The sequence below is a fragment of the Achromobacter sp. 10T422 genome, from assembly GCF_056394065.1.
Map to the genome: position 1 here is coordinate 505,138 of NZ_JBFTHD010000005.1, position 12,137 is coordinate 517,274.

Genomic DNA, 12,137 nt, shown 5'->3' on the forward strand with positions numbered 1-12,137 from the left:
ATGTTGTCCGCACAAGATCTGAAAATTACCTTCAACGCGGGTACGCCCATCGAAACCCGCGCGCTGCGCGGCCTGTCGCTGGAAATTCCGTCGGGCCAGTTCGTGACCGTGATTGGTTCCAACGGCGCGGGCAAGTCCACGTTCCTGAACGCCGTGTCGGGCGACCTGCCGATTGATTCCGGCCGCATCGACATCAATGGCGTGGACGTCACGCGTCAGCCCGTGTGGGCGCGCGCCGGCCGCGTGGCTCGCGTGTTCCAGGACCCCATGGCCGGCACCTGCGAAGACCTGACCATTGAAGAAAACATGGCGCTGGCGCAGATGCGCGGCGTGCGGCGCGGCTTTGGCCGCGCGGTGAAGGCGTCAATGAAAGACGGCTTCCGCGAACGTCTGGCCACCTTGGGCCTGGGCCTGGAAAACCGGCTGACCGACCGCATTGGCCTGTTGTCCGGCGGCCAGCGTCAGGCAGTGAGTTTGCTGATGGCCGCCTTGCAGCCGTCGCGCATCCTGCTGCTGGACGAGCACACGGCGGCCTTGGACCCGCGCACGGCGGACTTCGTGTTGCAGCTGACGGCGCGCATCGTCGCCGAAAACCAGCTGACGACGATGATGGTCACGCACAGCATGCGTCAGGCGCTGGACGTGGGCGACCGCACGGTCATGCTGCATCAGGGCCAGGTGGTGCTGGACGTGTCGGGCGACGAGCGCCGCGGCATGGACGTGCCTGACCTGCTGCAAATGTTTGAACGCGTGCGCGGTGAAAAGCTGTCGGACGACGCGTTGCTGCTGGGTTGAAGCAGCCCCGGGCTGACCGGCTTTACGCCGGCAGCCCGCGCCAGGTTCGAAGCGCAATTTACAAAAAACGGCCGGGCCGGAACGCGTGGTGCAAGGCCGTAGCACGGCCATCGATCATCAATTCCGCCAGCAGTTTCGCCGTGCCGGGCGCGGTGCTGAAGCCGATGTGCTGATGCCCCAGCGCCAGCCACAGGCCGGGATGTTTGGGCGCTTCGCCAATCATTGGGCGGCTGTCGGGCAGAGTGGGGCGGCGGCCCAGCCAGGCGGATGCATCCAGCCGTTCGCCTAACGGAAAGGCTTCGCGCGCACGCGATTCCGCCAGCTCCAGCTGCGCCGGCCGTGGGGCGGCGTCGCACGCATCCAGTTCGACGCCGGTGGTCAAGCGCAGCCCGCGCGCCATCGGCGACAACACATAACCGCCACCCGTGTCATACACCGGCCGGCTGACGCGCGCGCCGTCCGCGCCGCGGTAATGCATGTGATAGCCGCGTTCAAACGCCATGGGCAAGTCGATGCCCGTGGTTTTCAGCAGCGCCTTGGACCACGGGCCCAGCGCCACCACCACCTGATCCGCGGATAGCGATTCCGAGTCTTGCGCGCCTTGCACCGTCCAGCGCTGGCCGTCGCGGCGCACGCCGGTGGCGGTCATGCGCTTGAGCGTGCCGCCCGCTTGAAGGAACAGGTCAGCATACGCGGCCACAACTGCATGCGGATCATCCACCGAATACGAACCTTGAATCCACAAGGCGCGATGGAAGATGGGCGCCAGCGCGGGTTCCATCTGGGCAAGCTCGGCGGGGCTGAGCGTCTGGGTGGGCACCTGGTATTGCGCAAAGGTCTTGCGCGCCAGCTCGCTGCCATTCCACGCAGCCTCGCTGCGGTACAGGAACACCCAGCCCGTATCGCGCAAGCGATCGCGCGCGCCCGCTTCGTCCAGCAGTTTCAGGTGTTCAGGGGCCGACAGCCGGATCAGCCCGTCCAGCGCGTTGACGGTTTCGCGGAAGACGGCGGGCCGGGCGTTCAGCAGGAAGCGCGTCGCCCAGCCCAGATGCTTTGCCAGGAACGCGGGGCGATAACGGAATTGGACGGTATCGTTTTTCAGCAGCCGGGGCAGTTGCGCCCACAGGCCCGGGTGGTTGAACGGCATCAGCGAGCTGCGCGCCAGCACGCCCGCGTTGCCCATTGACGTTTCCATGCCCGGTTCCCGCTTGTCGACCAAGGTGACCGTGGCGCCACGGCGCAACAACTCCAATGCGCAGCAGACACCGACGATGCCCGCGCCCAGAACAATGACGTGCTTTCCCATGATTTTTTATTCGAAGCGTCAAGGCCGGGGATTGTATTGCAGTCCTTCCTTGGGATGCGCCGTTAGCTGGCCGGTTTCTGCCCCAGGATGCGGCCCGCCGCCACCACGCCCCACCACGACGCTTCTTCGAACACGGAATAGCCCGACAGGTCGGCGTGCGCGAACAGCACCGGGCCATCTACCTCGCGCAGCGCGGCCAAGCCCGCGTTGGACAAAAAACCGCACAGCGGCGAGGCCATGGCGTGGCCGCGCACGGTGATGTCCAATTGCCGCGCGTTGCGCCAGAACTCGCTGCCGTAGGCGGCGACAAGATCAGCGGCTGCTTCGTCGCGCAAGGCTTCGGGGCTTGCCGTGGTGAGCCATCGCCGTGCGGCTTGCGGCGTTTGCCCGCTTAGCGCGTGATACGCGGTGAACACCGTGCGGGGCGATCGCGCAACGCGCAGCAGCTGATGTGTGGACACGACATAGCCCAGCGCCCGGCCTTGGTAGACGACGTTGTCCCAAGACAGCGGTTCGCCGGGGGCTTCCAGCGGATAGCCTTCCAACACGAAGTTGGACACCAGCCACGGTGCGTGCGATGACGTGTGTACGGCCGGGTCGTAACCGTAGGCGCGGATGTCGGGCAGGATGCGCTGCGCGACGAACAAGGGCATGGCGCAGACGGTGCGCCGCGTTTGCAGCGTGTAGGCGGCGGTGGGGGCTTGGGTGTCAGTCATGCCCGTGATGCACGTCACGCGCGGGCCGGCGGCCGTCTCGTCCAGGCGCACCGCCGTACCCGGAATCAGCCAGCGGTTGTGTCCCAGCTTCTGGGTGATGGCGTCGCGCATGCGGGCGGCCAGCACGGCCAGCCCGCCCGGCCACGTCAGCACTGCGCCTTCGCCGGCGTTGGCGGCGTGGCCGTCGCGGCTGGCGAAGTAGTGCAGGCCGGCCCAGGCCGAGACCACGTCGTACTGCGCGCCGTAATCGTCGCGGCAGCAGTAGTTCAGATACCAGTGCAGCGCGGGCGACGTATAGCCCTCGCGCGCCAGCCATTGTTTGAAGGTGATGGCGTCCAGCGCGCGCCACGCCGGGTCTTGCGATGACAGCACAAGCGGAATGCAGAACACCTTGCGGCCATCGTTGCCGACCTGCGTGTGCAGCCGGTCGATCAGCGCCAGAAAGCGGTGATGCTGCGCCACGTCTTCGTCCGGCAGCCCGGTCATGGGCAGCAGGCCTTCTTCCCAACGCCCGTTGCGCAGCAGCCGTTCTTGCGGCGAATGGACGAGCAGGGCTTCGTCGTAAGTCGGGCGCACGTCACCCGCGCCGCGTTCGATGATGCCGAAGTCGGACAGCATCTCGCGCACATGGGTAGACGCCATCGAAGGCAGCGGCAGGTAATGCGCGCCCAGCGGGTAGTCCAGCTCATCGCGCTTGCCCGCCGCCGCATTGCCTGCGAATTCCGGGCCTTGCACCACCACGAAATCGGTAAAGCCTTCGCGCGCAAGCTTCCACGCGCATGACAGGCCGGCCACCCCCGCGCCCAGGATGGCGACGTTGTGCTGATAGTGGGCGGATGGCGCGGGCAACGCTGCGCCATCGCGCAAGGCGTGTCCGGCTTGCATGCCCGGGTAGTGAACGCTGGGCGGGGTTTCGACGATGCGCGACCGATACCAGCCCGCGGTGCCGGCGGCCGCTGCCGTGGCTGCGCCCAGCAGGAAGCTGCGGCGGCGCATCAGCGGATAACCTTGCGCCAGTCCTCGTCGAAATAGCGCACGAGCGACTGCTCATTCAAGCGGTTGGGCGGCATCGCCAGCGCCGGCATGTCGGCGGGGAAGTGGAACAGTTCGCGCGTGGTGGCCGGGTCGAGATAGCGCGTCGGCACGGTGATCTTGTCAGGCGGCGTGTAGTCGCGCCGCTTGCTGGCCAGAATGAAACCCCAGTCGCCAAACGATGGCACATAGGTGTGGTACGGCCAGGTGTTCAGGCCCGCTTCCTTCAACGTGGCGTCCACGCTCCAGAACGAGCGCGGCGCGAAGTAGGGCGACGTCGACTGGATCACCATGTAGCCGTTTTCGGCCAGGTGGCGCGCCATCAGATGGTAGACCGGCACCGAGTACAGCCGGCCCAGCCCGAAGTTGGACGGGTCGGGAAAGTCCACCACGATGAAGTCATAGACCTCTGCGTGCGTTTCCAGCCAGCGGCCGGCGTCGTCGTTGATGACGGTAACGCGCGGGTCTTTGAGCGAGCCCTGGTTCAACGCCACCAGCGGCTCCGAGCGCGAGAACAAGCCCGTCATCGCCGGGTCCAGATCCACCAGCGTCACGTGTTCGATGTTCTTGTATTTGAGGATTTCGCGCACCGCCAGCCCGTCGCCGCCGCCCAGCACCAGCACGTTGCGCGCCCAGGGCAGCGTCTGCAAACCCGGATGCACCAGCGACTCGTGATAACGATGTTCGTCGCGCGACGAGAATTGCAGGTTGTTGTTGATGTACAGGCGCAGGTCGTCATGCCAGCGCGTCACCACCAGCCGCTGATACGGCGTGGTTTCGGCGTGCACCACATCGTCGCCATACAGGCCCTTTTCAGCCCAGGCCGTCATCGCGGTGGAATAGATGAAGCCCAGCGCCAGAAAGCCGATCACCACGCAGGCGCGGATGGCTTTTTCGCCGGGCCGGCGGACCTCGGCGCGAAACAGCCACGTCGTCCACAGCGCGACGCTGGCGTTCAGGATGCCGAACAGAAAGCTTGTGCGCAGCAGGCCCAGCTTGGGGGCGAGCAGCAGCGGGAAGATCAGGGAGACGGCCAGCGCGCCCAGGTAGTCAAAGGTCAGCACGCGGCTGACGATCTCGCGGAATTCGGCCTTGCGCTGGTTGAACACGCGCATCACCAGCGGGATCTCCATGCCGACCATCAGGCCGATGACGAAGACGCCCACATACAAAGCCGCGCGAAAGGGCGCGGACAGCCAGGCGAAAACCAGGAACAAGACGGCGGCGGACACGCCGCCCAACAACGCAACAAGCAGTTCGACGTCGATGAACCGATTCAAAACGTCTTCGTCTTTTACATATTTTGACAACCACGAACCGATGCCCATGGCGAACAAATAGCAGCCGATGACGGACGAGAACTGAAGGATGGAATCCCCCAGTAAATAGCTGGCCAGCGCGCTGCTGATGAGCTCATAGCCCAAACCGCAGGAAGCAACGATCAATACCGATAGGATGAGAACGCGGTCGCGCATGGGGTGTCCGGAGCGAAAAATGCGTTCGCAGTATATCGAACGCCGCGTATATACTGCGCGCAATTAGGAGGGTGGCAATGGGAGAAGCGATGCATCCGGCGGTGACCTATCTGATCTATATCGTCTCGGCGCTTGTCATGCTGGGCGTTTTCACCGCGGTCTACACCGCCGTGACCCGCTACAAAGAATTCGACCTGATCCGCGAAGGCAACATCGCAGCGGTGCTGTCCTACGGCGGCGCGCTGGTCGGTTTCAGCTTCACGCTGTGCTCCAGTATTGCCGTGCACGCCAGCTTCGTGATGTTCCTGGTGTGGGGCGCCGCCGCCATGGTGGTGCAGATCGTGGTGTATGTCGTGATCGCCCAGGCCATACGCGGCATGAACGAGGCCATCGAACAAAACAATATCGCCATGGGCGGCCTGATCGGTTCGATCTCGCTGGCCGCAGGCGTCGTCAACGCCGCCTGCCTGACCTGACGGCCGGCGCGCGTCATCCGATCTGACACGGGAGAACTTGCCATGAGTCTCGGTTCATTTATTCGCAAGCAGTTTATTGACATCCTGCAATGGAACGAGGATCGCGACGGCGTGCTCGCCTGGCGCCATCCGATGCAGGATTTCGAAATCCAGTACGGCGCCAGCCTGACCGTGCGGGAATCGCAAATGGCGGTGTTCGTCAACGAAGGCAAGGTGGCCGATGTGTTCGGCCCCGGCATGTACAAGCTGACGACGCAAACGCTGCCGATCCTGACGTACCTGAAGAACTGGGACAAGCTGTTCGAGTCGCCCTTCAAGTCGGACGTGATCTTCTTCAGCACGCGCCTGCAACTGGGCCGGCGCTGGGGCACGGCGCAGCCGGTGACGCTGCGCGACAGCGAATTCGGCATGGTGCGCCTGCGCGCATTCGGCGTGTATTCGTATCAGATTTCCGACCCGGCCAAGTTTTATCGCGAAATCAGCGGCACGCGTGATGAGTACACCGTGGACGACCTGGAAGCGCAGCTGCGCAACATGGTGGTCGCCGCGATGACGACGGCGCTGGGCGGCTCCAAGGTGCCGTTCCTGGATATCGCGGGTAACCAGGGGCTGATGTCGCAAAGCATCAGCGAGCAGCTGGCCCCGGTGTTCGACCGTTATGGCGTGAAGCTCGACAACTTCACCGTTGAAAACGTGTCCCTGCCCGAAGAGCTGCAAAAGGCGCTGGACACGCGGATTTCGATGGGCATGGCGGGCGACCTGGGCAAGTTCACCCAGTACCAGACTGCGACGTCGATTCCGCTGGCCGCGCAGAACGAAGGCGGCATTGCCGGCATCGGCGCGGGCCTGGCGGCCGGCGCCGCGCTGGGCCAGACGATGGCCGCGGGGTTGGGCGTGGGGCAGGGCCAGCCGCAGCAGCCACAGCAACCGCAGCAACAGCCGCAGCCCGCGCAGCAAGCCGCGCCCGCTGCGGCCGGCGCCGACCCGGTCGCGCGCCTGCAACAGCTGAAGGACTTGCTGGACAAAGGGCTGATCACCGCCGCTGACTACGATTCGGCCAAGGCCGAAGTGCTGAAGAAACTTACCAGCTAAGGACTTATGCAGCAGGTTCTGTGTCCGCAGTGCGGCGCCCCGGTCAAGTTCACGTCCACCGCATCCGTCATGGCGGTTTGCGGCGCTTGCCGCAGCACCTTGTTGAAGGATGCCGAATCGGTCAAGCGCATTGGCGAGATGGCCGATGTGCTGGAAGACTATTCGCCCTTGTGCCTGGGCGCGACGGGCAAGTTCGACAGCAAGCGTTTTGACGTCATCGGCCGCATCCAGCTGCGCTTTGACGAGGGCTTCTGGAACGAGTGGTACGTGTGGTTCGAAGATGGCTCCGACGGCTGGTTGTCGGACGCGTCGGGCCAGTACGCCGTCACGCGCCGCCGCAAGGTCAAGTCCCTGCAAGGCATGCCAGCGTTCACCGACATTTCGCCAGGCGACGAGCTCAAGCTGGATGGCCAGCGCTTTGTCGCCGCCGATGTCCGCACGGCGCAGGCGGGTGGTGCGCAGGGCGAACTGCCGTTTGTGCCGGGCGATGGCTGGGAAGCAAAGGTGGCGGACTACCGCAGCCTGGACGCGTTTCTCACGCTGGATTTTTCCGACGCGCCCGAACCCGAACTCTATATCGGCAAAGCCTTCGACCTGTCCGCCATGCAGGCGGGGTCGCTGCGCACCAACGAGCAGGTCGAGGAAACCGCGGGCCGCTTCCGTGGCCAGATCAAGGCGCTGGAGTGCCCCAACTGCGGCGCGCCGATCAGCTTCGTGGCGGCCATGGCCACCCACGTTGTCTGCCCGTCGTGCGCATCGGCGGTAGATTGCTCGGGCCCCACGGCCGAAGTCATCGCCAAGGGCCACAAGGTCAAGGCGATCACCACCACGCTGTCGCTGGGCGCGGTGGCCAAGATCGACGGCGCCAGCTACACGCTGATCGGCCTGATGAAATGCGCAGACCCCGATCCCGACGAACCGTCCGACTGGATCGAGTACCTGCTGTTCAACCCGGCCAAAGGCTTTATCTGGCTGGTGGAAACCGACGAAGGCTGGGAACGCGTGCAGGTCTGCGACACCTGGCCCAGCCTGAATAACGCCACCAGCGTGCGCTGGCGGTCAAAGCTGTACCAGAAGCTGTACGACTACACCTCGCGGGTCGAGGTGCCGCTTGGCGCGTTCAACTGGCGCGTCAAGGCGGGCGACACCACGAAGATCACCGACTACAAGGCCGGCACGTTGAAGCTCACGCGTGAACTCGCGGCCAACGAACTCGGCTGGTCGGCGTCGGCGCCCATCGCCCCGGCGCAGTTGGCGGAGTGGTTTGGCGACGCCCAGCTGGCCAAGCAGAAGTCGCTACCTATGGGCGGCAAGCGCGGCGGCTACGGCAAATGGGCCTGGATCGCGACGATCGGCATGGTGTTCCTGAACATGAGCAATATCTTGAACGGCCGCTTTATTCCAGTCCTGATCGGGCTGGCGTTCCTGTGGTTCCCCGCCAAGCTGGCGGACAAGTTTTCCGGAAAGGACGACTAGGACGATGGGCAAGTTCCTTTATGCCGTCTATGCGGTGGTGGTGGTGCTGGCGGCCACGGGCGCCAGTTCGCCCGGCGCCCGTATCGTGAGCGGCGGCAGCAGCAGTAGCAGCAGCTGGGGCAGCAGCTCGTCCGGCAGTTCGGGCTGGTCGTCGGGCGGATCGCACAAGTGACGGTGCATGCCACTCCGGGCCGCCACGTGCTGGCGGATTTTCGCGGCGTGCCTGCCACGCGGCTCACGGATGCCGCCGCGTTGGAAGCGCAATTGATCGGCGCGGCGCAGGCCGCCGGCGCGCATGTGCTGAGTGCGCATTTCCACCACTTTGGCGAAGGCGCGGGCGTGACGGGCGTGGTCATGCTGAGCGAATCGCATATCAGCATCCATTCCTGGCCCGAACACCAGTTCGCGGCGCTGGACATCTTCATGTGCGGCACGGCGCAGCCCGAGCTGGCGCTGGCCTGGCTGCAAGATGCGCTGGCGCCGGAATCGGTACACGTCACCACGGTCGCGCGCGGCTGATATTCCCCCATTTTTTGCCCGTTTGATCTGGCGCAATGGCCGCCGGGAAGCAAATTGACGAGCGTTATATACCTCTATATATTTCGTTACCGATATGGCGATACCCGAGGAGAAAATCATGTCCTGCAAACGCCCGCCGTTGGCCCTGTCCCTGGCGCTATCCCTGGCGCTGTCCACCCTGTGGGGCGCGAGCGCCCACGCGGGTGACCTGGTGGTGTCCGCCGCCGCCAGCCTGACCAACGCATTCAAGGAAGTGGCGCAAGGCTACGAGAAAGCGCATCCCGGCACCAAGGTCGTGCTGAATTTCGGCGCGTCCGACGTGCTGCTGCAGCAGATCGTGAAGGGTGCGCCCGCGGATGTGTTCGCCTCGGCTGACCAGAAAGCGATGGACAAGGCCGTGGAAGAAAAGGCCGTCAAGCCTGCTTCGCGCGTGGACTTCGCCGCCAACCAGATCGTGCTGATCGTTCCCACGGACAGCAAGGCCAACATCACCGCGCTGAAAGACCTGACGCGCGACGACATCAAGCGCATCGCCTATGGCAACCCGGCCTCGGTGCCGGTGGGCCGCTACACCCAGGGCGCGCTTGAAGCCGCCGGGTTGTGGACGGCGGTGCAAGCCAAGAGCGTGCTGGCGCAGAACGTGCGCCAAAGCCTGGACTACGTGTCGCGCGGCGAAGTGGACGCGGGCTTTGTGTTCGCAACAGACGCCGCCGTCATGCCTGACAAGGTCAAGGTGGCGGTGCGCGTGCCGTCGCAAACGCCCGTGACGTATCCCATTGCCGTGACCACGCGTGAAGCCGCGGCGAAAGAAGCCGATAGCTTCGTCGCCTATGTGCTGTCGCCCGAAGGGCAGGCTATTCTGTCGCGCTACGGCTTTCAGAAGCCCTGATATTGCTGATGCGTTGAACTGATGACAGATCCGGTTTGGGTGCCGCTGCTGCTTTCGTTGAAGGTGGCGGGCTGGGCAACATTGTTGGCGACCGTGGCCGGTACCGCCGCGGCGTTCGGCTTGTCGCGATGGCGCTGGCCGGGGCGCGATCTGCTGGACGCCATCCTGACCCTGCCGCTGGTCTTGCCGCCCACCGTGCTGGGCTATTACCTGCTGGTCTTGCTGGGCCGGCGCGGCGTCATCGGTGAAACGCTTGCGGGCTGGGGCATCGAGCTGGTGTTCACGTGGCAGGGCGCGGTGATCGCAGCATCCGTCGTGGCGTTTCCGCTGGTGTTCAAGTCGGCGCGCGCGGCGTTTGAAAACGTGGACCCGCAGCTTGAGAATGCGGCGCGGGTGTTGGGCGTGCGCGAAGCCGGCGTGTTCTTCCGTGTGACCTTGCCGTTGGCGGCGCGCGGTATTGCGGCCGGCGTGCTGCTGGCGTTCGCCCGCGCCTTGGGCGAGTTCGGCGCCACGTTGATGATTGCGGGCAACTTGCCGGGCCGCACGCAGACCTTGTCGGTGGCCATCTACGAAGCCGTGCAGGCAGGCGACGATCACACCGCGAACCTGCTGGTGCTGGTCACGTCCGTCACCTGCGTCATCGTGTTGCTGGTGGCGGGCAAGCTTGTGCCTGTCGGGGCGGGTCAACGCAACGGGGGCGGGCGATGAGCATCAACATCCAGGTCGCCAAGCGCATGGTGTCGGGCGACCGCCAATTTGAGCTGGACGTGGCCTTCACGTCGTCGTCCAAGCGCATCGCCTTGTTCGGGCCGTCGGGCGCGGGCAAGAGCCTGACCTTGCGCGCGGTGGCGGGGTTGCTGCGGCCGGACGCTGGCCGCATCGATATCAACGGGCGCGTGCTGTTCGATAGCCAGGCGGGCGTCAGCCTGCCAACGCAGTCGCGGCGCGTGGCCTATCTGTTTCAGGACTACGCGCTGTTTCCCCATCTGACGGTGGCGCAGAACATCGCGTTCGGCTTGCGGCGCGGCTGGCTCAACCCGCCCAGGCGCGGCGTGGCGCCAGAGGCCAAACGCTGGGTGGATGCGTTTGAGCTGGGCGCCATCATCGGCAGTTATCCCAACGAGATTTCGGGCGGGCAGAAGCAGCGCGTGGCGCTGGCGCGCGCGCTGACGTTGCAGCCCGACATCCTGCTGCTGGACGAGCCGTTTTCTGCGCTGGATTCACAACTGCGCGGCAAGATGCGCCAGGAACTGAATGCGCTGCAGCGGCAGCTGGACGTGCCGATGCTGCTGATCACGCATGACCCGGCGGATGTGGATGCGCTCGCCGATGAAGTGTTCGAAGTGCGCGACGGCAAGGTGCGCCGCCGTGCGGATGGCCCGGGGGTTTGATCGGGCTTGATCCCGGGGGATGGATGCGGGCTGCGGATTGGGCGTTAGATCGGACGTCTGACCGGACCGCTGACGCGTTGTGCGTCAGTCCAGCACGCCCAGGATCACGCTGGACGCCTTGAAAATCGCCACGGCGGGTTCGCCTTCGGCCAGGCCCAGTTCCGTCGCGCTGTCGTTGGTGACAATCGCCACCATCGTCGCGCCGCCGTCCATGGCGATCAGGATTTCACTGTTCACGGCGCCCGGACGCACCGCGCTGATCTTGCCCAGCAACTGGTTGCGGGCCGACAGCCGCAGGCCCGAGCCCGGTGCGCCGACGATCACGTTGGACGCCTTCACCAGCGCAATCGCTTCCTTGCCCGGCTCCAGGCCCAATTCCGTCGTGCTTTCACGCGTGATGGTCGCGGTGACGGTATGGCCGCCCGCGATGCGCAACAGGATTTCGTCGTTGACGGCGCCCGTGCGGATCTCGACGACGGTGCCCAGAAATTTATTGCGCGCGCTGGTCTTCAGCATGAAACGCCTCATCAGGTCGATGTCGCCGCTGGCGTCCAGCCCTGCGCGCGTCAGGTAGTCCATGAACTTCCGGTGTTCGGCTTCCAACGCCCGAAAGGTGCCGATCAGGCGGCGCGCGCGGTCGGTCAGCTGCGTGCCGCCGCCGCCTTTGCCGCCTGCGGCCCGTACCACCAGCGGTTCACCCGCCAGATTGTTCATGGCGTCGATGGCGTCCCACGCTCCCTTGTAGCTCATGCCCACGGCGCGCGCAGCCGCCGTGATCGAGCCAGTGGCGTCGATCTGGGAGAGCAGGTCGATGCGGTTCTTTCCGCCCCAGGTCTGGGCGCCGGAACGAAACCAGATTGAGCCGTCGAGTTCCAACATGCTGGTTTGGGTCTGTGTCAGGGGGATGAATCAGCTGCGAGTGTAATGGACGGCAGGCGGGGGGATGCGAATGAGATTCTGTTGAAACTTT

General features: G+C 65.0%; 13 protein-coding genes. 8 read left to right on the forward strand and 5 right to left on the reverse strand.

Translation table 11 applies throughout. The features are described 5' to 3' along the window. Complete coding sequence (locus tag AC1DB0_RS15880; protein ID WP_054426446.1) at positions 1–795, forward strand: ABC transporter ATP-binding protein; 795 nt, start codon at positions 1–3, stop codon at positions 793–795. Positions 796–853: 58 nt separating this feature from the next. Here AC1DB0_RS15880 and AC1DB0_RS15885 read toward each other — a convergent pair whose 3' ends face one another. The 3 genes from AC1DB0_RS15885 to AC1DB0_RS15895 all read right to left on the reverse strand — a co-directional run bounded on the left by AC1DB0_RS15885 (position 854) and on the right by AC1DB0_RS15895 (position 5,324). Further along, positions 854–2,101: an NAD(P)/FAD-dependent oxidoreductase gene (locus AC1DB0_RS15885; protein WP_476757265.1), complete on the reverse strand. Its 1,248-nt coding sequence runs from the start codon at positions 2,099–2,101 to the stop codon at positions 854–856. A 62-nt stretch (positions 2,102–2,163) separates the two neighbouring features. Next, on the reverse strand, positions 2,164–3,813 hold the full coding sequence (locus AC1DB0_RS15890) for an NAD(P)-binding protein (RefSeq protein ID WP_476757266.1): 1,650 nt from the start codon (positions 3,811–3,813) through the stop codon (positions 2,164–2,166). Continuing rightward, positions 3,813–5,324, reverse strand: coding sequence for a polyamine aminopropyltransferase (locus AC1DB0_RS15895; protein WP_175171328.1), 1,512 nt, complete (start codon positions 5,322–5,324; stop codon positions 3,813–3,815). Before AC1DB0_RS15895 ends, AC1DB0_RS15890 begins: the two co-directional genes overlap by 1 nt. Positions 5,325–5,413: 89 nt before the next feature. Between AC1DB0_RS15895 and AC1DB0_RS15900 the strand changes: the two genes are divergently transcribed. From AC1DB0_RS15900 to AC1DB0_RS15910, 3 genes are read left to right on the forward strand one after another with little or no spacing between them, the layout of a single operon-like run. Further along, entirely contained in the window at positions 5,414–5,800 is a 387-nt protein-coding gene (locus tag AC1DB0_RS15900; protein WP_054426731.1) for a DUF350 domain-containing protein, read from the forward strand. Between the two features lie 42 nt (positions 5,801–5,842). Continuing rightward, complete coding sequence (locus tag AC1DB0_RS15905; protein ID WP_342068023.1) at positions 5,843–6,892, forward strand: SPFH domain-containing protein; 1,050 nt, start codon at positions 5,843–5,845, stop codon at positions 6,890–6,892. Between the two features lie 6 nt (positions 6,893–6,898). After that, entirely contained in the window at positions 6,899–8,368 is a 1,470-nt protein-coding gene (locus tag AC1DB0_RS15910) for a DUF4178 domain-containing protein (RefSeq protein WP_054426436.1), read from the forward strand. Between the two features lie 27 nt (positions 8,369–8,395). On the opposite strand, the gene AC1DB0_RS15915 is transcribed toward AC1DB0_RS15910, so the two are convergent. Further along, positions 8,396–8,548, reverse strand: a complete 153-nt coding sequence (locus AC1DB0_RS15915) for a hypothetical protein (RefSeq protein ID WP_175171325.1) — start codon at positions 8,546–8,548, stop codon at positions 8,396–8,398. Between AC1DB0_RS15915 and speD the strand changes: the two genes are divergently transcribed. From speD to AC1DB0_RS15935, 4 genes are all read left to right on the forward strand, one after another. Continuing rightward, positions 8,537–8,887 carry an adenosylmethionine decarboxylase gene (speD, locus tag AC1DB0_RS15920; RefSeq protein WP_054426434.1) on the forward strand — a complete coding sequence of 117 codons (351 nt, stop codon included), beginning with the start codon at positions 8,537–8,539 and terminating at the stop codon, positions 8,885–8,887. The two genes, AC1DB0_RS15915 and speD, sit on opposite strands and share 12 nt — an antisense overlap. A gap of 118 nt (positions 8,888–9,005) precedes the next feature. Beyond that, a complete protein-coding gene (gene modA, locus AC1DB0_RS15925) occupies positions 9,006–9,776 on the forward strand; it encodes a molybdate ABC transporter substrate-binding protein (RefSeq protein WP_476757267.1) in 771 nt (256 codons plus the stop codon). 21 nt (positions 9,777–9,797) lie between these two features. Continuing rightward, positions 9,798–10,484 (forward strand): molybdate ABC transporter permease subunit, encoded by a 687-nt coding sequence (gene modB, locus AC1DB0_RS15930; protein ID WP_342068019.1) that lies wholly within the window; start codon positions 9,798–9,800, stop codon positions 10,482–10,484. Beyond that, positions 10,481–11,167 carry an ATP-binding cassette domain-containing protein gene (locus tag AC1DB0_RS15935; protein ID WP_476757268.1) on the forward strand — a complete coding sequence of 229 codons (687 nt, stop codon included), beginning with the start codon at positions 10,481–10,483 and terminating at the stop codon, positions 11,165–11,167. Before modB ends, AC1DB0_RS15935 begins: the two co-directional genes overlap by 4 nt. Positions 11,168–11,251: 84 nt before the next feature. Here AC1DB0_RS15935 and AC1DB0_RS15940 read toward each other — a convergent pair whose 3' ends face one another. Further along, positions 11,252–12,046: a TOBE domain-containing protein gene (locus tag AC1DB0_RS15940; RefSeq protein WP_476757269.1), complete on the reverse strand. Its 795-nt coding sequence runs from the start codon at positions 12,044–12,046 to the stop codon at positions 11,252–11,254. Positions 12,047–12,137: the final 91 nt, after the last annotated feature.